This window comes from Veronia pacifica, from assembly GCF_001707825.1.
In the GTDB taxonomy this organism is placed as follows: domain Bacteria; phylum Pseudomonadota; class Gammaproteobacteria; order Enterobacterales; family Vibrionaceae; genus Veronia; species Veronia pacifica.
This window is the reverse complement of the sequence record NZ_LYBM01000018.1, coordinates 36,647-62,999: the sequence shown is the minus strand read 5'-3', so window position 1 is coordinate 62,999 and position 26,353 is coordinate 36,647. Positions and strand designations below refer to the sequence as shown.

Below are 26,353 nucleotides of genomic sequence, written 5' to 3'. Positions count from 1 at the left end.
TCACTTTTGGCAGTGTCGTTAGCGACACTTCTCTCTGCATGCGGCGGTGACGACAGCTCTTCATCAGTTAACAATGCCGTTTCACCTACTGATGTTAAATTTAACCTCAGCAACGCCATTGCCGTAGTTACCACCACAAAGAATGCTCAAACGTACGCAAATCCGTTAAAGGAAGGAAACCCAGACGCACCTGCTATCGCCCTGCAGTCTGCAGAAAACACAGGCTATGCCGGGTATAACAGCTCAAATAGCAGCAACCTCTTTGCGATGGACGAGAAGGGGCAATTGTCACCTGTTCTCGCTAACAACCTTAAGGGTAAATTTAGCTACAGCGTGGTCAGCCCAGATGGCAAATATATTTACATTGCCGTTGAACACGACTCATTATGGGAAAGCAATGACCTGATAGCCGCAACAGAGTGTGCAATTTTTAAAGTCAACACGGCGAATAATTCACACAGCTGCCTTGCTGAAGGATATTTTGCCGAAAAGCCGTATAACTGGAACGAAGAAATCAATGATGGTCGCTTCAAACCAATACAGATAGATGGTGATGGTAATGTCTATTTCATCGGTAAAAAATTTAAAGTTGTCGATGAAGACGGGTATAAGTCGATTCAGGATCTAGACGATATCAACGGAAGCAGCACTCAAGGTGTGATCACCCGAGTTGACAGCAAAACAGGCCAAATACGGCAGCTTTCTGTTGACAGTAAGTCAATACAAAGTTTTATTGTCACCAAAAGTAACACTCTAGTTTACCGAGATAACAGCGGCCTGAATATGCTGCCTGATTCAACTAAAAACAGTACGATTCCTTTGTTAGATTCAAATACGTGGTTGAACACCTACTCGGTCGATGACAGTAATACAGTTATTTATCAAGATTCCAATTCTTTAAGCTTTGCTAAACCAAGCAAGGAAGCTGCTGGCGGTATAGACCGTACTAAGATCACCGTTGGTTACAATGCTAGTAGTCTAATCATGGGCGATAATGGTCACCTGTATAGCTTAAAGCTAGACCCAATTTCCCCCGAGAATAGCGGTCTTTACAGCATCCTCCCACAGTCCGATCTTCCTGTTGTCAGAACTCCAGATCTGAGTTCTTCATGGCGCTGGTCCACGCCACTACAAATTGCCAAAGGAAGGGCGTTCTATGTAGCTACAGGTAATCACAATAACTACGGTAATTATGACACTATTAATGTCGCCAATCTTACCAATAAAGAAACTATCGCTCTCTTTGGTGGCGAGCCAACGAAGTACCGCCTAAGCATTGAAAACTGGAAATATAAAGGAGATACCCTCTATTTCACTGCGTTTAATCAGGCTGACTCTACTATGGTAAGCGGTACAATCGATGTCAACGCATTGAGCCAAGGCAAGCCTGAATCAGATTTTCTGGATATCAATACCACCGCATCAGTATCAAATGATGCTATATCAATTGCCGATATGGAAATTATTCGTCCCCAACGTCCAGTAAATTCTGGTGGTAACCCTAAAGTGGTTAAGGTGAGCACTCCTGTCAGTAATTTCTCCAGCAGCACGATTGAATTCAATAAATGGATGGATCCACAAAGTGTTGAAAATCACATTTCCGTCACCAACACCGATACCGGGGAACAACTAAAACCTATGTTGGTTTGGTTAAACCGAATGGCTCACGTTATCTACCCAGCCTTAAATCAAGATAACAATGGAGAGTTACAAGGTTTAGATTTCGCCAGCCATTACAGATTGTTCATCGATGGTAACGCACAGGACAGCGACGGCTTTAAACTTGTTTCCGGTCAACCAGACGATAAAGATAGAACCTTTAACTGGCAAACCCGACCAGAGCAAGGCCCAATGTTGGTGAATGCAGATCATGACGAGAGCACTTTGACAACAGGAAACGCTGTCAAAGCCTTTGATGGCAAATTAACCATTCATCTGTTCGACGGCACTTTGACAGATGGAGAAACGAAAACTTTCTCTCTGCTATCATCTACAGCACCTCGATTCGACTTGGATGTCAGCGCAACCAATTTTTATTCCCCATTTTTGGGTTTTTATAAAGAGGCTGATGAGACTTCCATCTATCATAAAGATAGTCAGGCAGATAATGAAAAGTTTGATGCCCAAGGTGTTAGTAAGATGACAATAAAACTTGCACGGGATGGCAAACAATATTCATTGAATCTGACAGTGGAAGATACTTATGGCAGTAAAAAAACTTACACCGGTGTGTCAAACGCTGAACTGGGAGTTCGTAACCTCACACTGGTTTACTCTGTAAAGCATGATAGTTATCGCTCCAATGAAGTCATCATCGATGACATCCGCAACGAAGGCGAAGTCATTGACGAACTGGACTTCGACAAGTGGAACCAATTGCCACGTATCGATGACAATGCTCAAGCACCGGGGCTCTCCTTTTATCAATACTGACTTATCAGTTCTAAATAGCAAATGACAAGGTGGCCTAGGCCACCTTTTTTCCTCTCAGAATGAATACCTGTGCAATTCAACACTCTTTTTCTGACGATTTTTACTCACAGCGGCCCCCTTAAATCGTGCTTGTCGAGTTCGTCAATAATCTTCTCTGCGATATGTAACATGAAAATAGCGCGCAGTGAGGACCGAACACATGGATATCATGTGCGTTTTCGTCTCATCTTGTTCAACAGACTACGTAATGTATTGTAAATTTTAAGTTACACTTTTATACCAATTCTCTAGCAATCTCGCTTTTCAGTGGTTGATTTAGCACCCATACTCAGTAGAATAGACGTCTAGATGGTAATCCATCTGAACATTTAAACGTATATATCAGTAGTGAAACGAATTTTTTATTGAGGCCCTGAGATATGACTAAACACCTCTTCACCTCTGAGTCTGTATCAGAAGGACATCCTGACAAGATCGCAGACCAAATTTCTGATGCCGTTCTTGACGCTATTCTAAAACAGGATCCAAAAGCACGTGTTGCCTGCGAGACTTATGTGAAAACAGGTATGGTCATGGTCGGCGGTGAGATCACCACATCTGCATGGGTGGATATCGAAGAACTGACTCGTGAAACAGTACGAGAAATCGGCTATGTACACTCAGACATGGGTTTTGACGCAGATTCTTGCGCCATACTGAACACCATCGGCAAACAGTCTCCTGATATCAACCAAGGCGTTGATAAGGCCGACCCTAAAGAGCAGGGTGCGGGCGATCAGGGCATCATGTTTGGTTATGCGACCAATGAGACTGAGGTGTTCATGCCAGCACCTATTACTTATTCTCATCGTCTGGTACAACGTCAGGCAGAAGTCCGTAAAAACGGTACGCTGCCATGGCTGCGCCCAGATGCTAAATCTCAGGTTACTTTCCAATACGACCAAGGCAAAATTGTCGGTATTGATGCCGTTGTGCTCTCTACACAACACTGCGATAGCGTGACTACCGCTGATTTACGTGAAGCTGTGATGGAAGAGATCATTAAGCCTGTGCTACCAACTGAGTGGCTGAACAGCGAGACCAATTTCTTCATTAACCCAACCGGTCGTTTTGTTATCGGTGGTCCTATGGGTGACTGTGGCTTGACTGGCCGTAAGATCATCGTTGACACATACGGCGGTGCCGCACGTCACGGTGGCGGTGCATTCTCTGGTAAAGATCCATCTAAAGTTGACCGTTCAGCAGCATATGCCGCGCGTTATGTAGCGAAGAATATTGTTGCGGCAGGTCTGGCTGACCGTTGTGAAATTCAGCTTTCTTACGCAATCGGTGTTGCTGATCCAACATCAATCATGGTGGAAACCTTCGGTACTGAGAAAGTTTCACAGGAAGTAATTGTTGAAGCGGTTCGACAGCACTTTGACCTACGTCCATATGGTCTGCAAGAGATGCTTGATCTTCTTCAGCCTATTTACAAAAAGACAGCAGCGTATGGTCACTTTGGCCGTGAAGAATTCCCATGGGAAAAAACCGACAAGGTTGCTGCCCTGCGTGATTTCGCCCAGATTGGATAATCAGTCTAATTTGTGGATAAAGGGAAGCTCAGGCTTCCCTTTTTGTTTTCTCTCCCCTACTCTTCTTCCACCCGAACTGATGCAATAACTCAGAGCCGAAATGACCGAACTTCAATACCGCATGATACGAGCGGTCACTGAATGCATAACAATCGCCAACGAAACACTGAATACCCATCATCCTGTGCCTGACGTTCGTTTTGATATCCGTGGGAAAACAGCTGGCATGGCGTTACTTCAGCGTTGGCAGTTGAGATTCAATCCAATACTTCTGAAAGAAAATCCAGAAGCATTTCTGCGAGAAGTGGTCCCACATGAAGTGGCTCATTTACTGGTCTATGCTGCCTTCGGTAAAGTCCGCCCGCATGGGAAAGAGTGGCAGGCTATGATGCAACAAGTGTTCAAGGTTCCCGCCAAGACAACACACACCTTTGATATCAGTTCCGTGAGTGGTAAACACTTTATCTACCGCTGTCAGTGTGACGAAATACCTTTGACTATTCGCCGCCACAACAAAGTGCAGCGCCAACAAACCCAGTATTTCTGCCGCCGGTGCCAACACCCCCTAACATGGACAGGTAGCTGCACGTCATAAGCTTTTCCCTTTTTTAATTCTCCCATTTCCCCCTTTCCAGAGATCCTCACCAAGCCGTGAGTGTCTTTTTTTGTGGTCAGTATCAGAAATAGAAAGAAATTGATTAATTTGTCAGTGATAATTAAGTCAATAGAATCAATGTTCTTTCCACACTCACAGTGACCATAGGTTTGTTATGTTCCGACTCAAGATTGCTCTGATTTTGGCTTTACTCTTCTCCTCATTTGTTTCGGCTGAGCCGCCGCAGTCCTTCTCAAAAGCAAAACGGCTGGCAGTTAAAATTTACCAACAACATCCAATCAGCTTTTACTGTGGATGCCCCATTGAATGGCAGGGCAAAAAAGGAAACCCCGACTTAAACGCTTGCGGCTACAACGTTAGAAAACAACAAAAAAGGGCAGACAGAATCGAGTGGGAGCATGTCGTACCTGCTTGGCAATTTGGCCACCAGCGGCAGTGTTGGCAAGATGGAGGAAGGAAAGTCTGCTCGAAAAAGGATCTGACTTTTAGGCTGATGGAAGCTGATTTACACAATCTGGTGCCCGCGATCGGTGAAGTAAATGGGGACCGCTCAAACTTTCGCTTCTCTCAGTGGAATGGCGATAGCGGGGCATTTTATGGTCAATGCCAGTTCAAGGTGAACTTCAAGCAACGTGTCGCTGAGCCTCCAGCACAAAGCCGTGGAGCCATTGCGCGCATTTATAAATACATGCAAAAAGAATATGGCTTCAAAATGGCAAAAGCACAGACTCAGCTAATGAATGCCTGGGATAAAACGCATCCCGTTTCAGCATGGGAATGTGAGAGAGACCGTAAGATTGCTGCTATCCAGAAAAACCACAATCCTTTTGTTCTGGAAGCCTGTCAATCCAAAGGGCTGTAAGCTTCAGCTTTGTCACGTTGCCCGTTGATGCCCATCGTTGGGCAGCGTGATACACTGTCGCGCTTGCGATTGCTAACAGAGTTTATCATGCGGATCCCTAGAATTTTTCATCCCAGCCTCCTGCCCTCTTGTGGTGAAGTGTCCCTGAGTGACGAAGCCGCCAACCATGTCGGCAGAGTACTGCGCATGCAACCCGGGCAACAAGTTCTGCTGTTCGATGGCAGCGATGCTGAGTTCCCAGCCACTATTGCCTCAGTCACCAAAAAATCCGTCGCCGTCAATGTGGAGGACAGGGTTGAGCGCAGCACTGAATCGCCACTGTATCTCCACCTTGGACAAGTGATCAGTCGCGGTGACAAAATGGAATTTACCATCCAGAAAGCCGTTGAGCTCGGGGTAAATACCATTACGCCACTCATATCAGAGCGATGTGGGGTAAAACTGAACGCTGAACGTTTTGAAAAGAAGCTACAGCAATGGCAAAAAATTGCGATTTCAGCCTGCGAACAGTGTGGTCGGAATAGTGTTCCTGAAATCAAACCTGTCATGTCACTGGAACAGTGGTGTAGGGTTGAATTTGAAGGCTTGAGTCTCAATCTTCATCCTAGAGCGAAATACTCAATTAATACGCTTCCTGAGCCTGTTTCTCGGGTCAGGCTCTTAGTCGGACCTGAGGGTGGTCTTTCGGCAGAAGAAATTGACAGCACACGGGAGTGGGGATTTGAAGAAACCCTGCTGGGTCCAAGAGTTTTAAGAACAGAAACCGCTGCACTGACAGCCATTACGGCGCTTCAGGTTCGCTTCGGCGACCTCGGTTAACAAGGAAAAAAGAATGATCAAACTGGGCATAGTGATGGACCCTATTGAGTCTATCAATATTAAAAAAGATTCCACCTTTGCAATGATGCTTGAGGCGCAGAGTCGTGGCTGGGAAATCCACTATATGCAGATGCAGGATCTTTCTCTCGAACAAGGTAAACCACTCGCCAAAACGAAAGTCGTTACCGTTGAGGAAAACCCTCAGAAATGGTTCGAGGTCGTCAGTGAACAGGACATCGCCTTGTCTGATCTCGATGCTGTTTTCATGCGAAAAGATCCCCCGTTTGATACCGAGTATATCTACGCCACTTATATTCTGGAGCGTGCGGAAGAGGCGGGCAGCCTTATTGTTAATAAGCCACAAAGCCTGCGTGACTGTAATGAAAAACTGTTTACCGCTTGGTTCCCAGAGCTGACTCCAACCACGTTAGTGACACGCCGAGCTGAACAAATCAAAGCGTTTCAGGAAAAACACGGTGACGTGATCCTTAAGCCTCTCGACGGCATGGGCGGTTCATCAATCTTCCGGGTTAAACAAGGCGATCCTAACCTGTCAGTGATCATTGAAACCCTGACAAATCTTGGGAATAACTACTGCATGGCACAAACGTTTGTGCCGGACATCAGCAATGGCGACAAACGTATCTTGGTTGTTGATGGTGAGCCTATGCCATATTGTCTGGCTCGTATCCCTGCTAAAGGGGAGACCCGAGGTAATCTGGCAGCAGGTGGTCGCGGTGAGGCACGTCCTCTGAGTGACACAGACTGGGAAATTGCCCGTAAAGTTGCTCCTGCCCTCAAAGAAAAAGGGCTGATATTTGTCGGTTTGGATGTGATTGGTGATAAACTGACCGAAATTAACGTAACCAGTCCAACCTGTATCCGTGAAATTGAGGCTGCATTTGATATCTCCATCACCGGAAAATTGATGGATGCTGTTGAGCGCCATATAAATCAATAACGGTCAGTTACTTGCTTACAGAGGCAACGGTGAGTTGCCTCAATATGACTTTCTGGTGCTTTCCGATCATACTTAATGTAAGCACACCCAGTTGAAAGGTGCTATGAATCTAAAAAACCATTTTTTAGTCGCCATGCCAAGCATGACGGATAGTCGCTTCGATCATAGTGTTGTGTACATGTGCGAACACAACGATGAGGGCGCGATGGGATTGGTGATCAACCAGCCAATCAATATTTCTGTTGCCAGCATGCTCGACCAGATTGAGATTGAACGGGACCTGACAGTGGTCAACCCAATAAGTCTTGATCAGCCAGTATTGTTCGGAGGCCCCGTCTCCGAAGACAGAGGTTTTGTGCTTCACAAGCCTAAGCAGGAATTCGGTTCCAGCGTGATTTTGTCAGAAGAACTGACTGTGACGACGTCGAAAGATATTCTGAGTCTACTCGGCACCAGCGAACAGCCAGAGCAGTTTGTCGTTGCACTCGGCTATGCTGGCTGGGATGCAGGACAACTTGAGCAAGAACTGGCGGAAAACAGCTGGTTAACCATAGAAGCTGACCCCATCGTAATCTTCGATACCCCAATTAATGAACGCTGGGAGAAAGCCTTGTCTCACCTTGGTATTTCTGCCGCAAATCTGTCTTCAGAAATAGGACACGCATGAGTAATACCCAAACTGTGCTTGGTTTCGATTATGGAACCAAGAGCATTGGCGTCGCTATTGGTCAGGCAATCACTGGCACTGCACAACCTCTAAAAGCATTGAAAGCCCGCGACGGTATCCCAAGCTGGGATGCCATTGAATCGATTTTGAAAGAGTGGCAACCGGATCTCGTCGTTGTTGGTCTGCCGCTTGACCTGCACGGTGGAGAGCTTGACGCTATAACACCGAGGGCTCGAAAGTTTGCTAACCGACTGAATGGCCGTTTCGGCTGTAAAGTTGAACTGCACGATGAGAGACTGACGACCACGGAAGCCCGCTCATCACTGTTCGAGCAAGGTGGTTACAAGGCGCTGGGTAAAGGTAAAATAGATAGCCAGTCAGCGGTAATAATTGTTGAGAGCTGGTTTGAAAATCAGTATCAGTAATGACTTAGCATCAGATGAAAAAGGCAGCTCTCCGCTGCCTTTTCTTGTTATTGTTCGTTCTAAAGGATAGATATCGTCAAACCAGCTTGGTTTAAAACTGATTGGTTTATAAAGGCTTTATCCATAACGACGCCTTTGATGGGGATCACCCCATATCTATGCTTATTTTTTTAACCGGATTAGACACAGCAGAGTCACTGCTCATCTTGATCATCAGCTTCAGTTCATTCTGTGAATCAGCATGGTGAAGAGCGTCCTGCTCAGTTATCTTACCCTGATTGAGGAGTACAAACAGCGACTGGTCAAAACTGCACATCCCTGAGGTCTGTCCCCGGGAAATAGCACTTTTCAGCTCATGTAATTCTCCCCTGCGAATCAGGTCAGACACGCTTGAGGTATTAATCAGGCATTCAAATACACCATGTCGCCCTGTTCCACTGACATCAGGAATCAGTTGTTGAGCCAAAATCCCTCTAAGGTTCATCGATAAATCAAACAAAAACTGTTCGCGTCGCTCTTTCGCCACCAAATGTAATATTCGTTCCAGAGCCTGATTGGCATTGTTGGCATGCAGTGTTGCAATACACAAATGTCCGGTCTCAGCAAACTGCATGGCATATTCCATGGTTTCCGGGGTCCGAATCTCACCAATCATGATCATATCCGGTGCCTGACGCAGCGAATTTTTTAGGGCAACCTCGTAGTTTTCCGTATCAATACCCACTTCACGTTGAGTCACAATGCAGGATTGATGAGGGTGAACAAATTCAATCGGATCTTCGACAGTAAGAATGTGACCACTCATCCTTCGGTTTCGAAAGCCGACCATCGCCGCCATAGAGGTTGATTTACCTGAACCGGTGCCGCCGACAATCAACACCAGTCCCCGCTTGGCAATAGCCAGATCTTTCATTACATCTGGCAGGCCCAGTGACGACATTTCGGGGATCTCGGTCTGAATGCGACGGATCACCGCACCGGGCATGTCACGTTGCCAGAAGGCACTGACGCGGAAGCGTCCTTTCTCATTAACCAAGGCGAAATTGGCTTCTTTTTCCTGGTTAAAGGTTTGCCATTGCACATCATCCATACACTCGCGGAGCAACATGCTGACGTTATCAATATGCATTTGTGGACCAAAAGCAGTCAGTTGACCATCAACCCGCAACATGGCGGAGGCACCAACGGTTAAATAGCAGTCGGATGCGTATCGGTTGTTAATTTCATCCAGTAACCTATCAAGCATGCTGTGACATGTCCTGATAACGCTGCATTTCATCCATATCAATCGCCCCCTGCGCCAATAGGGCACGCATGGCCTGATCCATTGTTTGCATTCCCTGCGAGGCACCGGTCTGAATCATTGAGTACATCTGTGCGACCTTGTCCTCCCGAATCAGGTTACGCACCGCAGGTGTGGCAACCATGATCTCGTGAGCGGCAACCCGTCCCCCACCGACACGCTTCACCAGCTTTTGTGAAATAACAGTCCGGAGAGACTCAGATAACATCGAGCGCACCATCGACTTATCATTCCCCGGGAACACATCAATAATGCGGTCTATGGTTTTTGCAGCACTTGATGTGTGCAAGGTGCCAAACACCAAATGTCCAGTCTCAGCGGCCGTCAATGCCAGACTGATGGTTTCTTTATCGCGCAGCTCGCCGACCAGAATCACATCAGGGTCCTCGCGAAGGGCAGAACGAAGTGCAGCGCTAAAAGAGCGCGTGTCTTTATGCACCTCACGTTGGTTGATCAGACATTTTTTCTGGGCGTGAACGAATTCAATCGGATCTTCAATCGTCAATACATGCCGGTGTTGTTCGCTGTTAATACGATCCAGCATGGCTGCCAGTGTGGTTGATTTTCCCGAGCCTGTTGGCCCGGTGACCAGTACCAGTCCATTCTGTAAATTAACAAACCGCTCGAAAGCCGCAGGCGCACCGATTGATTCCAGCGTCGGCACTTCGGAAGGGATGGTCCGGAACACAGCCGCACAGCCACGGCTTTGGTGGAATGCATTGACACGGAAACGGCCTACCGCAGCCATATCGAAAGAGAAATCCACTTCAAGGTTTTGTTCAAACTCGCGTTGCTGCGCATCATTCATAATATCAAAGATGAGTCTCTGTACCTGATTATTGTCCAGAGATGGCAGGCTGAGTTTACGGACATCACCATCCACACGTACCATGGGAGGAATCCCAGCTGAAAGATGTAGATCTGATGCATTATGCTTTACACTAAAGTCCAGTAACTCCGTAATGTCCATTAACTTTTTTCCTCGCAGAAACAAACATGTGTAGTATCAAACAAAACCTGTTGCAGGTCACTGACCAAATTAACGTTGCCGCACGAAAATGCGGGAGAGATGAACAAACAATTACTCTGATGGCGGTCAGTAAGACCAAACCCGCCAGCGATATTGAGCAGGCCGTAGAGGCAGGCCACCGCTGCTTTGGTGAAAACTATGTCCAAGAGGGTGTTGAGAAAGTTCAGTATTTCAATACAAAAGAACTGACACTTGACTGGCATTTCATTGGCCCAATTCAGTCGAATAAATCGCGCCTTATTGCAGAACACTTCGGCTGGGTTCACACCATTGATCGACTTAAAATTGCCAAACGCCTGAGCGATCAACGCCCAGACACCATGCCCCCCCTACAGGTTCTGATTCAGGTAAATACCAGTGGTGAGGCAAGTAAGGCAGGCGTCAGTCTTGAAGAAGTTGAAGCTCTCGCTGAACAAATTGATTCCTTGTCTGGTCTCATACTCAGGGGGTTGATGTGTATCCCACAACCAGAATCAGATTATCAGCGGCAAATGGAGGCGTTTGCCCCGCTTTCAGCCCTGTTTAACAAAATGCGTTCCTCACGCGACAGCTTCGATACGCTGTCGATGGGAATGAGTGGCGATCTGGATGCGGCGATTGCCTCCGGCAGCACCATGGTGAGAATAGGCACTGCAATTTTTGGTGCCAGAGATTACAGTAACAAAAATAGCGACACTAAAAACTGAAACGAATACCAGACCCAGTGTCATGTTGCGGCGGATAAAAAAGCCGCTCACTAAAGGATTCTTTATTGATGGAACATCGTGTCATTGCCTTTATCGGGGCCGGGAATATGGCCCGCTCGATCATCTCCGGTCTGTTGCAGTCCGGTTATCCCAAACACAAAATCATTGCCACCAACCGCACAGATGAAAAGAATTCAGCGCTGATTGAGGCATTTGATATTGATGCCAATTCAGACGTTACAACCTCTATTGATAAAGCGGATGTTGTTGTCTTGGGGGTCAAACCACAGGGGATGGAAGCTCTCCTCGCTTCAGTCGGCAATGTCAGTTTTGACGGCAAGCTCGTCATATCCATTGCTGCTGGTATCACCATTTCGAGGCTTAATGAAATGGCCGGACAAAGCCTGAGCTTAATCAGAACTATGCCGAATACGCCAGCTCTGGTCAGTGAGGGAATGACGGGACTATTCGCACCAGATAATATATCTGATTGCGACCGGACTTATGCCGCTGAGTTACTGTCCGCGACAGGTAAAACCTGCTGGGTAGAGAAGGAAGAAGACATTAACGGTGTGATTGCCGCAGCAGGTAGCGCACCAGCGTATTTCTTTTTGTTTATGGAAGCCATGGAAGCAGAAGCCCGCAGAATGGGATTTGAACCTCAGACCGCACGCGAGCTGGTTCAGCAGTCTGCCTTGGGCGCGGCAAAAATGGTGGTTGCCAACCCCGGAACAACACTGGCAACCTTAAGGGAACAAGTGACCTCGAAAGGCGGCACGACCGCCGAGGCGATAAAAGTATTTAACGACAAACAACTTTCCGAAACGGTCGCCACAGCGATGAAAGCTGCGGTAAACCGTGCCAGGGAAATGGAATCATTATTTTAGGGTTATTCTATGAATTCACTGACTTTCTTAATTGAAACACTTTTTGGCCTCTACTTGATGGTCGTCTTATTGCGGGTCTGGTTACAATGGGCACGTGCTGATTTTTATAACCCTTTCTCCCAGTTTGTAGTGAAAGCCACTCAACCTGTGGTCGCGCCACTTCGCCGCATCATTCCATCACTGGGCAATCTTGATATGGCAACCTTGTCGTTTGCCTACGTACTGATCATTCTGAAATTTGTCGCGTTAGCGGCCGTTTCAAATGGACAGACAATTTTCAGCCCTGAGTTACTTCTTATCGGCTTGATCTCATTGGTAAAAGAGGCGGGCACCCTGTTTCTATACGTTCTGATCATCAGAGCAATCATGAGCTGGGTCAGTCAAGGACAAAGCCCCATTGAGTACGTCATGATTCAGCTGACCGAGCCTGTTGTCGCGCCAGTACGCAGAATCATTCCTGCAATGGGTGGAATCGACCTGAGTGTGCTGGTTATCTTCATTGGTCTTCAGTTTCTTAACTACCTGATGGGCGATCTTATTCCGCTCTGGAGATTTCTGTGATACCCACTGGCGACACAATCAGCCCGTTGCGCATGGAAAACAGTCAACTTCTGCTGAAGCTTTATGTACAACCCAAAGCAAGCAGAGATCAATGGATGGGGCAGCATGGCAGTGAGTTAAAACTTGCCATTACAGCACCTCCTGTTGACGGAAAAGCGAATGCCCACATTGTAAAATGGCTGGCTAAACAGTTCGGTGTTGCCAAAGGTAAGGTCATCATAGAAAAAGGCGAACTGGGGCGACACAAACAGGTGCGTATTGTTCAGCCCCAGTTGTTACCGGAGCATGTTGAGAAACTGCTTGAGTGTTAGACGTCTCAATATTTCAATGTTTCGTCAATTATTCTGCTTTGACGGTCAGTCTTTATTTACTCGACATCAAAAGGCTGGCTAAATAATGATCGAGTAATTTAAAACGATAAGGGCGCATCAGCGCCCTTTTTTGTTGCAGATGGACCTGCTGTCAAAACGATCTGCTTCACTGTTGTTACTCGTAATAACGATTATAAACATTGCCAAGGACGCGAAAATGATACGTTTTGTTCTCACCTTACTGTCGGCTGCCGCCCTGTTTGTTACCACGGCCGTGTCCGCTGGACAATCGAAGGATATTGGCTCGCTGGAAGTCCACTACTCGGCCTTTCCTTCAACCTTTATTCCTGCTGCCGTGGCAAAACATTACGGTATCCAACGCAGCCGATACAACGCAGTCATTAATATTTCGGTTCTCGACAAGAGCAGCCCGGGCAAGCCTGCGGTCAACTCTTTTGTTGAAGGCACGGCAAAAAATCTTCTTGGCACCACCAAAAAGCTGCTCTTCCGTGAAGTCGTAGAGGGGGACGCCATCTATTATCTGGCTGAAGTCGGCTACGCCAACGAAGAAACCTATAACTTTGAAATTAATGTAAATTCATCGGGAAAAAGCAGCGGTAAATTGCGCTTCAAGCAAAAGTTTTACACCGATGGATGACGTGTCAGAGTCCATCAAACGTGACTATGATCGGCAATCTAGTATGATAGCGGCCAATTATCGGCCGCTTTTTTATTGGCCAACGAAAAACACAGAGGAACAGAAGATGAGCAAAGTGGTTCTGGCAACTGGTAACCCGGGAAAAGTGAGAGAAATGGCGGATATGCTGGCCGAGTTTGGTCTGGATATCGTAGCACAGAGCGAGTTCTCTGTTTCTGATGTCGCGGAAACCGGTACTACATTCGTTGAAAATGCCATTATCAAAGCCAGACACGCTGCAAAGGAAACAGGCCTACCAGCCATCGCTGATGATTCGGGTCTGGAAGTTGATTTTCTGCAAGGCGCACCCGGTGTGTATAGCGCTCGCTATGCAGGTGAAGGTAAGAGCGATCAGCAAAACCTTGAAAAGCTACTTACTGAAATGAAAGACGCCCCAGACGGCGAGCGCACCGCAAGATTCCACTGTGTGCTGGTATATATGCGTCATGCTGATGATCCGACACCCGTGATTTGCCATGGCACGTTTGAAGGCAGTATTGCCCGTGAGGCGTCAGGTAGTCATGGTTTTGGTTACGACCCTGTTTTCTGGCTAGATTCGCACAACTGTTCGTTAGCTAACGTTGATCCGTCAGAGAAAAAACAAATCTCTCACCGTGGTCAGGCGCTGAAAAAGCTGTTTGCAGCCATGAAGGTGGCTGGATAAAGAGTATGTCAGCTGTTATCCCACTGAGTCTTTACGTTCACATTCCCTGGTGTGTGCAGAAGTGCCCTTACTGCGATTTTAACTCCCATACACTGAAGGGAGAGGTTCCGGAACAGGATTACATTGATGCACTTCTAGACGACCTGTCACAGGATTTATCTCAATTCCCTGAGGCAGGATCGCGCCCCCTGCACTCTATTTTCATCGGTGGCGGTACACCGAGCCTCATGTCGCCAGATGAAATTGGCCGTTTACTGGCAGGCATTGAGGCGCAACTGCCCTTCTCAGACAATATTGAGATCACGATGGAAGCCAACCCCGGAACCGTAGAGGCTGATAAATTTTTGGCTTATCGCGATGTGGGGGTAAACCGAATTTCAATCGGTGTGCAAAGCTTTGATGCCGCTAAGCTAACGAAGCTTGGCCGTATTCACGGTCCGAAAGAGGCGAACAGAGCCGCACTGCTGGCTCATGATGCGGGTCTCAACAGCTTTAATCTGGATTTGATGCATGGCTTACCAGACCAGTCATTGGCCGGGGCTCTCAGTGATCTCAAACAAGCAATTGACTTGTCGCCACCACACCTGTCTTGGTATCAACTGACTATCGAGCCAAATACGCAATACTATTCGAAACCGCCAGTCTTACCCGATGATGACGACCTCTGGGACATATTTGAACAGGGTCACGAGTTATTGAGAGAAGCAGGCTATGTGCAATATGAAACCTCTGGTTACAGCAAACCCGGTTTTCAGTGTCAGCATAACCTGAACTATTGGCGCTTCGGCGACTACCTCGGCATAGGCTGTGGCGCACATGGCAAAGTGACAGACAACAAGGGAAATATTACCCGCACCGTCAAGGTGAAACATCCGCGCGGATTTCTCGATCCTGATAAAGCGTACCTCGCTGATTCACGTAGAGTAAGTAGTGAGGAGCTGCCGTTCGAGTTCTTTATGAACCGTTTAAGATTGGTAGAGGCCTGCCCGAAAGCTGAGTTCACCGAACGTACCGGATTGTCATTGAGTGCGATTGAACAGCCCGTCAATGACGCCATTTCACAAGGTTATCTCAGGGATACGGGCGACTGCTGGCAGGTCACGGAAAAAGGGCGTTTATTCCTCAACGACCTGCTGGGTACATTTATGTCGGACTGAGGCCAGATGCTGGCGTCAGTAACAGAATATTTCTGTCGCCAGCTCAAAGACATACTGTGCGACCTAGCGAAGGATTGCTGCGCTATGTTTTTCGTCCGCTTGCTTGCGGCATTATTGGTGCTGACCTCATTTCAGTCTGCATCTGAAACGCCAATATTTTCACCCCTCCCTGAATGGGTAGCCGTTACTCATTCCCTTCCAGACAAACCCATTCCTGATAAAGGTGATCAGCAATACTTGCTGGTAGACAAGCAGCTCAATCTTACCGGACCATCGCCCACCTCCTATAAAAGGGTCGTCGTCAAAGCGCTGTCACTCAAGGGAGCCGCTACCTCTTCGAAGATTTCTATCGAACATGTTCCTGACTATCAGCACGTCGAAATTCACAGCCTATCGGTGTTCAGAGATGGCGTAGAAAGGGTACTGCCTGACAGCGCAAGCATTGTTGTCGCCACCGTTGTTCACGACAGACGCTCTCATCTCTACTCAAACAAAAAGCGAATAGATATTGCGCTGAAAGACATCAGGCCGGGAGATATTATTGATTACAGCTACACAATCACAGGTAACAATCCTGTTTATGGAAACTACTTCGATCGCCACATTAGCGTGGGTTGGAACGCCAAGGTTGCAGAAAGTCGAAGCAGGATCTTAATGCCTGATACCAGCAATATTCTGGTCAGTAACCCTCAGCAAAAGGCGAAAGGAAAGCTGAATATCCTGACCAGTGAAGGATTGATCGAATACAGTTATGTCGAACTCGACGGACATTATGACTATCACGAGAGTGAACAACCGGCGTGGTATGACCCTTACCCCTATCTACACGTGACTAACTTTCAAACCTGGCAGGATATTGTTGACTGGGCACTGCCACTTTACACCTTCAATGATGACAGGTCCTCCGCAGCCATTGCAGCAGATATCAAGGGCAGAAAAGCAGAAGATCCCGAAGCTCAGTTAGTCGAGGCCATTCACTACGCACAAAACAAAGTCAGCCATCTCGGACAGCAACATAAGCTTGATTCACATTCACCATCCGCACCCGATGAAGTTATCCATCAAGGTTTTGGTGATAATAAGGAAAAAGCGCTGCTTATGGTCGCCCTGCTCCGTCAACTGGGAGCGAAAGCCACCCCGGCTCTCGTCAGTGAACACTGGAAAGGAACAGTAAGACTGAGACCCGTCTCTCCATCCAGCTTTGATCATGTGATTGTTAAGCTGGAGCATCAGGGGAAGACGTGGTGGATTGACCCAACCTACACTCATCAGGGCTCAAAACTCGATACGATGGCCATGTCGGACCATGTCCTCGCGCTGGTATTGGAGCCGGGAATAAATAATTTAGAGACAGTGCCAATCCTGCGCCCCGACATTCCTCATCAAGTCATCCAGAATTTTATCGTGAATCGTGCAGACCGAGACAGTTACCTCTCAGTCACAACACAGCTCAAAGGCCGTGAAGCCGAGAGATGGCGGAAGTACCTGAGTTCAACCTCAGAAATCACGCTCAGTGATCACTACGAAAAATATTATGCGCGCCACTTTAAAGAGTTGGCGGTGCTGTCACCACTGACTATCGCAGACGATACCAATGCTAACCTGATAGAAATTAAAGAATCTTACATCATTAAAGATCTGTGGCAGGTGAAAGATAATCTCTATCACTTTATGGTGGCTGGAGACATTGTTGATGATTTTCTTATCACGCCCCGCAGCTCATCGCGTAAAACACCTTTCCGCTACGGGCACGACGGTAAAGTCCTGCAGAAAATACAGCTGAGCCTACCTGACGACTGGGAAGTGAAACCGATAGAACATACGTTAAACAATCCTTTCTTTGAGTATCACAGCATACTTCAATCGATGGATGACGTGAAAAACAAAGTACCGGGCAAGATATTTATTGAAGCTGATTACTCATACCGCTCGAAAGCAAGGCATGTCGCCCCAGGCCAGCTCAACAATTATATAAAGCAAGTTAAACTGGCTTGGGAGAGCAGTGAATATGAGTTCGTTTATCCGGTTAACTAACCATTACTCGTTAACTGATTACTACCAGTTAACTGTTACTGTTTTCCAACTGGATAACGCAGGGATCAGTGACTGGATTTTCTCCTCCTGCCGCTGCCAGACAGACAGTCGTGCGCAGACATCCTGAATAAAACTGGCTGACCGACTTTTTTCATCGTTGATGGTCATCCTGAGTTTTGACTGCAGCACGGCGATATCGTCAGATATTCTCATCAGCTTTTCAGGCGCAGTGGTTTTAGTGGTGCGCTGAAAATCCATCAATCCCCGGCGCGGAATTGTGGTGATAAATTGTGGCAAGGTCATGCCCATTTCTTTCATGGCATAGTTTAAGCGGCGGTGATCAACCTTGATTGTTTTGTCTTTATCATAAATCGCACCGTAGAAGCTTTTCTGCAGGTAGATATGATAATGACCAAGCTCATTTCTCAGAATACTGCGCTTACCGAGCTGATTTTCCAGTACTTCGTCCAAGGCTAACCATGAAGTCTGAATTTCATCCATCAGCCCCTGCCCCATATAAGGCAAATCATCTCTGACAGTCTGGCTGTAAATTTTCAGTGAGGTTTTTTGGGCTTGGGTAAGTTTGACCGGATGCACAGCGAAAAACAGCGCACCGTCCTCAGCAATACTGAACTCGCCATGCTCGCTGTTGCCAATGATATTGCCATCTTTCAAGGCAATATCACTGTGAAGGGTAGGTTGGCATTGGCTGACGTCTGTTGCCGACACCATCGCGGGAAAAACCATTCCCAGAAGACATAAGATCCGTAGATTCATCGTAAGCTCTCCTTTCACAAAAGGGAGCTTTCTTATGCACTCCCTAAAAAATGGAACGACCGATGCGCTCAGCCAGCAGTTCTAATGCTGCCGTGCCAGCTAGCGAGTTACCGGAAGGGTCCAGTTCTGGAGACCAGACTGCGATAGACATTTCTCCCGGTACCACCGCTACGATGCCGCCCCCGACGCCAGATTTTCCTGGCATGCCAACCCGGTAAGCGAATTCACCTGCACCATCGTACAAACCACAAGTGGCTAGTAATGCATTCACTTGCTTACTTTGAGTGTGGCTCACTATGGTTTTTTCTGCGCCCAAAGAAAGCCCTTTATTTGCCAGATAGTTAAAAGCTTTTGCCAAGTCAACACAGCTCATACGCAGCGCACAATAATGGAAATATGTCTGCAAAACTGGCATTACCTCATTGCTGAAATTGCCAAATGAGCGCATCAGATAAGCGATAGCAGCATTGCGATCACTATGATCCATTTCAGACTTTGCCACTGTTTTGTCGTAGTAGATATGAGGATTGGCTGAAAGATCACGGACGAACTCAAGCATACGCTGGCGAGGTGCGGACAATCGACTTTGCAATAAATCACACACGACGAGTGCACCAGCATTGATGAATGGGTTACGTGGGATACCATGCTCCATCTCAAGCTGGATCATTGAATTAAAGGCTTGCCCCGACGGCTCTTTTCCAACCCGATCCCAGATCTCCAACGGGCCGTAGTTCTGCAACGCCAGAGTAAGGCTGAGTACCTTAGAAATAGACTGAATTGAGAAAGGTTCATCAGCATCTCCAGCCGTAATAATGTCACCATCGTTGTAGCAGACCGCGACACCCAGCTTATCTGCAGGCACTTCTTCCAAAGCAGGAATATAGCTGGCCACTCGCCCTTGCCCAATCAGGGGCCGGACTTCGTCCAGTACGTCGTTTAATAATTCCGGGCTTGGCTTCATTATGTTCTCCGGCAGTAAAGATGCGAGTGACTTCTCATTGCGCCACTATCAAGGTCAAAAAAGCCAACCCTGTGGTTGGCTTATCATCATTCCTGAGACCTTAGCAGAGACGTTACCTCGCCTGTGTCTCAGGATTTGTGCGGATCGAAATTATTCCGTACGTGCGTATTTCATGTCCCAGACACCATGGCCGAGACGATGACCACGCTGTTCAAATTTCGTCAGCGGACGCTCTTCTGGACGGGCAATATACGGGCCATCGGTTGCAGTATTTGCATAGCACGGAGCCACATCCATAACCTCAACCATATGTTCTGCGTAATTTTCCCAGTCTGTCGCCATATGGAAAATACCGCCAATTTTCAGCTTGTCACGCAGCATTTCAACAAATGCTGGCTGAACAATACGACGCTTATGGTGACGCTTTTTGTGCCACGGATCAGGGAAAAATAGCTGAACAGTATCCAAGCTTGCTTTTGGTAGCATACTCTCAAATACTTCAACGGCATCGTGGCACATCACACGCAGGTTTGTCAGGCCAGCATCACGGGCTGCCATCAGGCATGCGCCAACGCCCGGTGAGTGAACCTCGATTCCCACGAAGTTTTTCTCTGGTGCATTTTTTGCCATCTCAACCAGTGAGGCACCCATACCAAAACCGATTTCAAGAACGACCGGGTTATCGTTGCCGAATACCTCATTCCAGACCAGTTTTTTGTCTTCAAAGTCAATGCCCATGGTTGGCCAGCATTCTTGCATAGCCTGGTCCTGACCTTTGGTCAGTCGCCCTTCGCGGCGAACAAAGCTGCGGATCTTACGAACAACTTTGCCGTCTTCGGTCAGTTCAGTTTTGGTCACTTCAGTCATGATGTTGTGCCTTCGCCTTCGTAGTGAAGAAAAGTTAAGCGGATCGCGCATTATCCAAAGATTCGGCCCATGTGCAAGAGGCAAACTGCCTGAGAGGTGCTCATAGGCTCAGCCAGACCTATTCCTTCATGAGTCAGCAAAAGATGGGTAATCTTGTTAACATAGTATCAATACGCCAAACGGTAATGTTCAGGTTAAACCGAATTATCCCGTCAGTCGTAAGCCTATCCCCAATGATAATAAATGAGAAGCAAACTGTGAGCCTGTCTTTTTCTGATGCAATTCTGACTTGGTACGACAAATACGGCCGGAAAACCCTGCCATGGCAACTCAACAAAACGCCTTATAAAGTGTGGCTGTCAGAGATCATGCTGCAGCAGACTCAGGTAGCGACAGTGATCCCATACTTTGAGCGGTTTATGGAGCGTTTTCCAAATGTTGCCGATCTGGCCGCCGCCGATCTTGATGAGGTATTACATCTTTGGACAGGCTTGGGGTATTACGCCAGAGCCAGAAACCTTCACAAGGCAGCGGTGATGGTCGTTGAAAAGTTTGGGGGGGAGTTTCCAACCAATATTGATGACATGATGGCGTTACCCGGTGTCGGACGCTCAACAGCAGGCGCAGTGCTTTCTCTATCACTTGGTCTTCATCACCCCATTCTCGACGGCAATGTCAAACGCACCCTTGCGCGTCACTATGCCGTAGAAGGCTGGCCGGGTAAAAAACCTGTCGAAAATATCCTCTGGCAGCATGCAGAAATCAACACGCCAGCCGAGGGCGTCAACCGATATAATCAGGCCATGATGGATATGGGTGCGATGATTTGCACACGCAGTAAACCTAAGTGCGAACTTTGCCCGGTCAATTACAGTTGCGAAGCCAACGCTCTTGGCAGACAAACCGACTTTCCGGGTAAAAAGCCGAAAAAAGTGCTGCCGGAGAAACAGGCCTGTTTTCTTCTCTACCAGTATGAAGAACAAATTTGGCTCGAACAACGTCCACCCTCCGGGCTATGGGGCGGGTTATGGTGCTTGCCTGAAACGGAAGAGAGCAAGGTTGAATCAAGCGTATTGACCATGTGTGGCACAGATAACGCCTATGATATTGAGCACCTTACTGCTTTTCGTCACACTTTCAGTCATTTTCACCTCGATATTCTCCCGGTGAGAGTAAGGCTTAAAAGACAACCGACAATGATAATGGAAGCTCAGGGCGGCCTTTGGTATAACTTAACACAACCTGAAAAAGTCGGGCTGGCAGCACCAGTACAGAAGTTACTGAAAACACTGACCCGCGAACTTCATTAAACCGGTAAACGTCGCACAACAAGCAGGAGCTTCATAATGAGCCGCACCGTATTTTGTCAACGCCTGAAGAAAGACGCAGAGGGACTGGATTTCCAGCTGTACCCGGGTGATCTTGGCAAACGTATCTTCGATAATATTTCTAAAGAAGCCTGGGCTGAATGGCAGGCCAAGCAGATCATGCTGATCAATGAAAAGAAACTCAACATGATGGATCCTGAGCACCGCAAGCTTCTGGAAGATGAGATGGTCAAATTCCTGTTTGAAGGTCACGACACTATTATCGAAGGTTATACACCTCCTTCGGAATAACACCTCTGGTTGGGACTAATCCGACTGTTTTGTCATAAAGACTTTATGCACAAAGGCATCCTGATTAAGCTGGTCAGGATGTCTTTTTTTATTGAGCGTTTTCTATGCGACTACGACTTTTCAGTACCTTGGCAATCCTTTTTTTACTGGCGGGGTGCAGCCGGGCAAGTGTTGAAAGATTCTGGGGTGTCAATTATGAGGTGAGCAATCGGTTTGCCAAAAACCTTGCGCCTCTTCCCGGGCAGTTTGAGAAGGATGTTCGGGCACTGGACAGCTTGATCCGTAGCTTCACGGGAGATATTGAGGTTCGCTGGGGCAAGGACGAGGTCTATGTCGCAGGCAAGCGTGACTATGTGAAATACACAGATAATTATCTGAGCCGGGCACGTATCGACTTCAGCAAGGGAGTAATAACAGTAGAAACTGTGGCTAAAACTGACCCTAAAAAACATCTTGAAACTGCCATTGTCACTACCCTCCTCACTCCTAACGATCCCTCATCTGTTGACCTTTATTCAGCCGCAGACGTTGCAATAGAAGGAAGACCATTTCTTGAAGGGCAGGTACTCGATCAGGATGGCAAAGCCATAGCCTGGCAATGGCGAGCGCAGCGTTTTGCTGACTATCTGGTTGCGAAAAAACTCAAGAAAAAAGCACTCGGTATTCAGAAGATCTTTTACGTCGAAATCCCCATGGTTGGCGATCACGCCGAAAAACGAAGCTACCAATACGCCAGTATCGTAAAACAAGCATCACGTCGTTACGGTATTTCTGAATCTCTGATTTACGCCATTATCAAAACTGAAAGTAGCTTTAATCCATATGCAGTGAGCTGGGCCAATGCTTATGGACTGATGCAGGTTGTGCCAAAAACTGCAGGAAAAGATGTGTTTAAATTGGTCAAAAAACGTGGTGGACAACCCACCCCTGAGTATCTCTTTGACCCGGCAAACAACATAGATATGGGCACTGCATACTTTTACCTGTTGAAGAACCGCTACCTGAAGGATGTTCGCAACCCACTCTCGCTCCACTACAGCATGATATCTGCTTATAACGGCGGTGCAGGAAATGTGCTGAACACCTTCGACCGCCGCAGCAGAACCAAAGCAATGACGGATCTTAATCGGTTAAAACCCAATCAGGTATTCTGGGCGCTGACTAATAAACACCCCTCAGCAGAATCGCGGCGGTATTTGCAAAAGGTCACCAAATTTCAGAAATCATTCGAAAAGTCTGGCTAAAAACCTGAAAAAATGACCACTATCGCGCCAGTTTGACTGACAAATGTTCAAACGATGCAATGTGACGTTTTTTTTGAAAAAAAGAGTTGACGCTCAGGGCTAAAATCCGTTTAATAGCGCTCCGTTAGCCCGGATAGCTCAGTTGGTAGAGCAGAGGATTGAAAATCCTCGTGTCGGTGGTTCGATTCCGCCTCCGGGCACCATAATTCAGAAATGGTGTTGATATTTAAACATTATTTCACGATTTGTGTGCCGGCTTAGCTCAGTTGGTAGAGCAACTGACTTGTAATCAGTAGGTCACCAGTTCGACTCCGGTAGCCGGCACCACTTATATGATGCAGACGTAATCGTCTGCTATCATTGCCTCGATAGCTCAGTTGGTAGAGCAGGGGATTGAAAATCCCCGTGTCGGTGGTTCGATTCCGCCTCGAGGCACCATTACAATTTGGTGATAGATTCATTGTATGCACTGCATACATATGTTGGTCACTAGCCGGGTGCGGTTAAATCCGTCTCACGGCCTAAATATTGATTGTTATTGCGATAGCAGTAATAAACAATTCCCCCTTAGTTCAGTTGGTAGAACGGCGGACTGTTAATCCGTATGTCGCTGGTTCAAGTCCAGCAGGGGGAGCCACTTTCAGAAGCTCTGGTCGAAAGACCGGAGCTTTTTTGTTTCTACTGCTTATTTGAGGCTATACCTCAATATGTCGCTGACCTAGGCGGCCCCGCACGAGTTACCTAATTTCAGCGACTTTATCAACCCCGCTGGGGATGCACCTTCGAAACACAGTCGCAAAACTCCCGTTTTTTCCTTTGTTGATGCTTGAAGTGTTTTCTTTCAATTTGTCGTTCTTATGATTTCACTCTTTCATCAATTTTCCGTCAGTGAGGCAGTGTTCAGCCTCCTACACCCTCGATAAATGATTTCCACCGCCAGAAGTTATTCGACATGTCTGGATTGGAAAAGACACATAAACTGATGAAAAAAAAGCCTGACCAGCCAAAAATAGAGCAAACAAACATTTTTATAAAAAAACGCATTGACTCAAAGCCAGAAAACCGTTTTAATGCGCTCCGTTGTCAGGCGCAACCACTCGCTGGTTGGTGATAAAAATAATGACAACTAAGCTTTAAATAGCTTAACTTTTCCCCCTTAGTTCAGTTGGTAGAACGGCGGACTGTTAATCCGTATGTCGCTGGTTCAAGTCCAGCAGGGGGAGCCAAATTTGAGCCCTAGTCGAAAGACTGGGGCTTTTTTCTTTCTGCTGTTTGTTCGAGGCTTCGCCCTCACTCTGTCGCTGACCTCGGCACCATTACCCCGGGCTCAACACCTCGACTACCACCTAGGTAGCCCCGGATTAGCGGCCCCAAAGTCCAGCAGGAAGAGAAAAATTTAAGCCCTAGTCGAAAGACTGGGGCTTTGTTGTTTATGTAATCGAGTAATTATTTTTTACAGTGAGTGCTGGAATTCAAGAGTGGTAAAACATCTCAACTAAGAAAGGGGTAATTTTCTTCAGAGGCATAACATGGGTAGCGGCCCCCATTTCTATCGCAACTCTTGGCATCCCCCACACAACAGAGGTCAGTTCATCCTGCGCCAATGTCACCGCACCGGCAGTGTGCATAGCTTTCATTCCGTCAGCACCATCACGCCCCATACCCGTTAAAAGAATACCTACCGCTCTACCTCCCGCGGCTTTAACAACAGACTGGAACATTACATCTACCGATGGCTTATGGCGCAGAACAGGATCACCGTCATTTTGTCTGCAGTAGAAACGCTGTCCTTTCTTTATTACCTCTATATGTTTGTCTCCCGGTGCCACATACACCCGTCCCGGGATGAGAGGACTTTGTTTGTTCGTAAGCTCTTCCACATGCAAAGCGGATTCTCTGTTCAGTCGATCGGCAAAAGACTTGCTAAAAACAGCTTTAATATGCTGAGTAATGACAATTGGCGGCATTTTGGCTGGCATGTTTTTTAACAGTACTTTTAGTGCTTCAGTGCCGCCCGTTGATGCCCCTATGGCAATCACATCGACCAGACTGGCGTCAAAACGTTGTGCTGATATATCTATTTTTGAATAGCTGGGGCCACTCATGATTTCAGCATGGGCAGTCAGGTTAGCTTTTGCAGCCATTTTGACTTTTTCAATCAGCACCTCACGATAGCTTTCCAGCTCCGATTGTAGGTTCTTTGTTGGCTTTGGTAGATAATCCACGGCACCAATTTCTAGCGAGGCCAATGTGACATCAGCTTTGTGTTGAGTCAGTGTCGACAGCATGACGACAGGCAACGGATGGAGCCGCATAAGATTACGTAAGAACTGGACGCCATCCATTCTCGGCATCTCAACGTCCAGAGTCAGAACATCTGGCTTGAGTTTTTTGATTAACTCACGCGCTTCATAAGGGTCTTCTGCGCCGGCGACGACTTTAAGCTGAGGATCACTTTCCAGAATATCGGTCAACAAGGCACGGAAAACAGCAGAGTCGTCGACAACGAGGACTTTTATTCTGCGTTTTTTCACCATCAGAATAGCTCCGAATCACCGGAGTCCACTTTGCGGCTTTGCAGGACCCGGCGATATTTCTTATCAAAGTTTTCGACTTCTTCACGAAAACCGCGCATTTTTTTTACCCAGGCTTGACCAGTACAGGGGTCAAACATCAACTTTCTTGGAAAGTCGTCACCTAAATCGCTACCGACCAAGGTCAGTCCTTCACTGCTGACATAGTCTTTTGCGAAGGCAATATTTTTTTCTCCTATCGCAGCACATTCTCCCATCACCACACCACCGCCGAATAACTTCACCTGAAGGCGCTTTTTTTCCGCTCCCTGCTGGATAAGGGTATTAATCAGTAATTCCATTGCATAATTGCCATACCTTGCAGCTTTTGAACGCCATTGTGTCGGGTCCCACTCGGCAATATCGTCAGAGGTGCCAAAAGGAAGCATAAAGTGATTCATTCCACCAAGTGACACTTCAGGATCCCAGATGCAGGCCGAAATGCAGGACCCCAAACCGGTGCCAATCAATTCGTCTTCAGAGGTCACATACACCTCACCCTGATGAATTTTAACTAACATCTTTTGTCGGCTGGGAAGGTAGTATCTCATCACCTTGGAGCCTTCGGGATGCCCCTTTAGCTCCAGCACCTTCTGCATGGGTTACTCCTCATTCATAAAAT

Annotated in this window: 26 protein-coding genes and 5 tRNA genes; 24 read left to right on the top strand and 7 right to left on the bottom strand. The window is 47.2% G+C overall.

From position 1 onward, the window contains the following. Positions 1-12: 12 nt before the first annotated feature. The 8 genes from A8L45_RS11315 to ruvX all read left to right on the top strand — a co-directional run bounded on the left by A8L45_RS11315 (position 13) and on the right by ruvX (position 8,357). The gene (locus A8L45_RS11315; protein ID WP_175401974.1) at positions 13-2,433 is read left to right on the top strand and encodes a hypothetical protein; all 2,421 of its coding nucleotides are present in this window, start codon (positions 13-15) and stop codon (positions 2,431-2,433) included. A 419-nt stretch (positions 2,434-2,852) separates the two neighbouring features. Then, entirely contained in the window at positions 2,853-4,007 is a 1,155-nt protein-coding gene (gene metK, locus A8L45_RS11310; RefSeq protein ID WP_068902288.1) for a methionine adenosyltransferase, read from the top strand. Between the two features lie 100 nt (positions 4,008-4,107). Next, complete coding sequence (locus A8L45_RS11305) at positions 4,108-4,602, top strand: SprT family zinc-dependent metalloprotease (RefSeq protein WP_068902285.1); 495 nt, start codon at positions 4,108-4,110, stop codon at positions 4,600-4,602. A gap of 175 nt (positions 4,603-4,777) precedes the next feature. Continuing rightward, positions 4,778-5,485 (top strand): endonuclease, encoded by a 708-nt coding sequence (locus tag A8L45_RS11300; RefSeq protein ID WP_068902283.1) that lies wholly within the window; start codon positions 4,778-4,780, stop codon positions 5,483-5,485. An 87-nt stretch (positions 5,486-5,572) separates the two neighbouring features. Next, positions 5,573-6,304 (top strand): 16S rRNA (uracil(1498)-N(3))-methyltransferase, encoded by a 732-nt coding sequence (rsmE, locus tag A8L45_RS11295; RefSeq protein ID WP_068902282.1) that lies wholly within the window; start codon positions 5,573-5,575, stop codon positions 6,302-6,304. Between the two features lie 13 nt (positions 6,305-6,317). After that, a complete protein-coding gene (gshB, locus tag A8L45_RS11290; RefSeq protein WP_068902281.1) occupies positions 6,318-7,265 on the top strand; it encodes a glutathione synthase in 948 nt (315 codons plus the stop codon). A gap of 103 nt (positions 7,266-7,368) precedes the next feature. Further along, a complete protein-coding gene (locus tag A8L45_RS11285) occupies positions 7,369-7,932 on the top strand; it encodes a YqgE/AlgH family protein (RefSeq protein WP_068902280.1) in 564 nt (187 codons plus the stop codon). Continuing rightward, positions 7,929-8,357 carry a Holliday junction resolvase RuvX gene (ruvX, locus tag A8L45_RS11280; protein WP_068902279.1) on the top strand — a complete coding sequence of 143 codons (429 nt, stop codon included), beginning with the start codon at positions 7,929-7,931 and terminating at the stop codon, positions 8,355-8,357. Before A8L45_RS11285 ends, ruvX begins: the two co-directional genes overlap by 4 nt. A 145-nt stretch (positions 8,358-8,502) precedes the next feature. On the opposite strand, the gene A8L45_RS11275 is transcribed toward ruvX, so the two are convergent. Next, entirely contained in the window at positions 8,503-9,603 is a 1,101-nt protein-coding gene (locus tag A8L45_RS11275) for a PilT/PilU family type 4a pilus ATPase (RefSeq protein ID WP_068902278.1), read from the bottom strand. Next, positions 9,596-10,630 carry a type IV pilus twitching motility protein PilT gene (locus A8L45_RS11270; RefSeq protein WP_068902277.1) on the bottom strand — a complete coding sequence of 345 codons (1,035 nt, stop codon included), beginning with the start codon at positions 10,628-10,630 and terminating at the stop codon, positions 9,596-9,598. Before A8L45_RS11270 ends, A8L45_RS11275 begins: the two co-directional genes overlap by 8 nt. A gap of 26 nt (positions 10,631-10,656) precedes the next feature. Between A8L45_RS11270 and A8L45_RS11265 the strand changes: the two genes are divergently transcribed. The 8 genes from A8L45_RS11265 (at position 10,657) to A8L45_RS11230 (ending at position 17,687) form a co-directional block, all read left to right on the top strand. Next, a complete protein-coding gene (locus tag A8L45_RS11265; protein WP_068902274.1) occupies positions 10,657-11,376 on the top strand; it encodes a YggS family pyridoxal phosphate-dependent enzyme in 720 nt (239 codons plus the stop codon). A 68-nt stretch (positions 11,377-11,444) separates the two neighbouring features. Beyond that, positions 11,445-12,263 carry a pyrroline-5-carboxylate reductase gene (proC, locus tag A8L45_RS11260; RefSeq protein WP_068902272.1) on the top strand — a complete coding sequence of 273 codons (819 nt, stop codon included), beginning with the start codon at positions 11,445-11,447 and terminating at the stop codon, positions 12,261-12,263. Between the two features lie 9 nt (positions 12,264-12,272). After that, a complete protein-coding gene (locus A8L45_RS11255; protein WP_068902270.1) occupies positions 12,273-12,824 on the top strand; it encodes a YggT family protein in 552 nt (183 codons plus the stop codon). A gap of 17 nt (positions 12,825-12,841) precedes the next feature. After that, on the top strand, positions 12,842-13,135 hold the full coding sequence (gene yggU, locus A8L45_RS11250) for a DUF167 family protein YggU (protein WP_417852017.1): 294 nt from the start codon (positions 12,842-12,844) through the stop codon (positions 13,133-13,135). A gap of 217 nt (positions 13,136-13,352) precedes the next feature. Further along, positions 13,353-13,793 carry a DUF4426 domain-containing protein gene (locus tag A8L45_RS11245; protein WP_068902355.1) on the top strand — a complete coding sequence of 147 codons (441 nt, stop codon included), beginning with the start codon at positions 13,353-13,355 and terminating at the stop codon, positions 13,791-13,793. 106 nt (positions 13,794-13,899) lie between these two features. Beyond that, the gene (locus A8L45_RS11240) at positions 13,900-14,496 is read left to right on the top strand and encodes an XTP/dITP diphosphatase (RefSeq protein WP_068902353.1); all 597 of its coding nucleotides are present in this window, start codon (positions 13,900-13,902) and stop codon (positions 14,494-14,496) included. A 5-nt stretch (positions 14,497-14,501) separates the two neighbouring features. Continuing rightward, positions 14,502-15,653, top strand: a complete 1,152-nt coding sequence (gene hemW, locus A8L45_RS11235; RefSeq protein WP_068902268.1) for a radical SAM family heme chaperone HemW — start codon at positions 14,502-14,504, stop codon at positions 15,651-15,653. 6 nt (positions 15,654-15,659) lie between these two features. Beyond that, entirely contained in the window at positions 15,660-17,687 is a 2,028-nt protein-coding gene (locus A8L45_RS11230; protein ID WP_083228307.1) for a DUF3857 domain-containing protein, read from the top strand. Positions 17,688-17,708: 21 nt separating this feature from the next. Here the strand turns inward: A8L45_RS11230 and A8L45_RS11225 are convergent, their stop codons facing one another. The 3 genes from A8L45_RS11225 to trmB form a co-directional block, all read right to left on the bottom strand. Then, positions 17,709-18,464 (bottom strand): DUF2884 family protein, encoded by a 756-nt coding sequence (locus A8L45_RS11225; RefSeq protein ID WP_068902265.1) that lies wholly within the window; start codon positions 18,462-18,464, stop codon positions 17,709-17,711. A gap of 43 nt (positions 18,465-18,507) precedes the next feature. Continuing rightward, complete coding sequence (gene glsB / locus A8L45_RS11220) at positions 18,508-19,428, bottom strand: glutaminase B (protein ID WP_068902263.1); 921 nt, start codon at positions 19,426-19,428, stop codon at positions 18,508-18,510. A 150-nt stretch (positions 19,429-19,578) separates the two neighbouring features. After that, positions 19,579-20,295, bottom strand: a complete 717-nt coding sequence (gene trmB / locus A8L45_RS11215) for a tRNA (guanosine(46)-N7)-methyltransferase TrmB (RefSeq protein ID WP_068902261.1) — start codon at positions 20,293-20,295, stop codon at positions 19,579-19,581. Between the two features lie 257 nt (positions 20,296-20,552). Between trmB and mutY the strand changes: the two genes are divergently transcribed. From mutY to A8L45_RS11175, 8 genes are all read left to right on the top strand, one after another. Then, the gene (gene mutY, locus A8L45_RS11210) at positions 20,553-21,605 is read left to right on the top strand and encodes an A/G-specific adenine glycosylase (protein WP_068902259.1); all 1,053 of its coding nucleotides are present in this window, start codon (positions 20,553-20,555) and stop codon (positions 21,603-21,605) included. Between the two features lie 36 nt (positions 21,606-21,641). After that, positions 21,642-21,914 carry an oxidative damage protection protein gene (locus A8L45_RS11205; protein ID WP_068902257.1) on the top strand — a complete coding sequence of 91 codons (273 nt, stop codon included), beginning with the start codon at positions 21,642-21,644 and terminating at the stop codon, positions 21,912-21,914. A gap of 104 nt (positions 21,915-22,018) precedes the next feature. Continuing rightward, positions 22,019-23,158: a membrane-bound lytic murein transglycosylase MltC gene (gene mltC / locus A8L45_RS11200; protein ID WP_068902255.1), complete on the top strand. Its 1,140-nt coding sequence runs from the start codon at positions 22,019-22,021 to the stop codon at positions 23,156-23,158. A gap of 127 nt (positions 23,159-23,285) precedes the next feature. Then, positions 23,286-23,361, top strand: a tRNA-Phe gene (locus tag A8L45_RS11195). A 48-nt stretch (positions 23,362-23,409) separates the two neighbouring features. Continuing rightward, positions 23,410-23,485 (top strand) — tRNA-Thr (locus tag A8L45_RS11190). 35 nt (positions 23,486-23,520) lie between these two features. Further along, a tRNA-Phe gene (locus A8L45_RS11185) sits at positions 23,521-23,596 on the top strand. A 123-nt stretch (positions 23,597-23,719) separates the two neighbouring features. Beyond that, positions 23,720-23,795: transfer RNA gene (locus A8L45_RS11180), tRNA-Asn, on the top strand. Positions 23,796-24,308: 513 nt separating this feature from the next. Then, positions 24,309-24,384: transfer RNA gene (locus A8L45_RS11175), tRNA-Asn, on the top strand. A gap of 246 nt (positions 24,385-24,630) precedes the next feature. Here the strand turns inward: A8L45_RS11175 and A8L45_RS11170 are convergent. Together A8L45_RS11170 and A8L45_RS11165 are read right to left on the bottom strand one after the other, a co-directional pair. Beyond that, on the bottom strand, positions 24,631-25,695 hold the full coding sequence (locus A8L45_RS11170; protein ID WP_175401973.1) for a protein-glutamate methylesterase/protein-glutamine glutaminase: 1,065 nt from the start codon (positions 25,693-25,695) through the stop codon (positions 24,631-24,633). Continuing rightward, on the bottom strand, positions 25,695-26,330 hold the full coding sequence (locus A8L45_RS11165; protein ID WP_068902253.1) for a chemotaxis protein CheD: 636 nt from the start codon (positions 26,328-26,330) through the stop codon (positions 25,695-25,697). Before A8L45_RS11165 ends, A8L45_RS11170 begins: the two co-directional genes overlap by 1 nt. Positions 26,331-26,353: the final 23 nt, after the last annotated feature.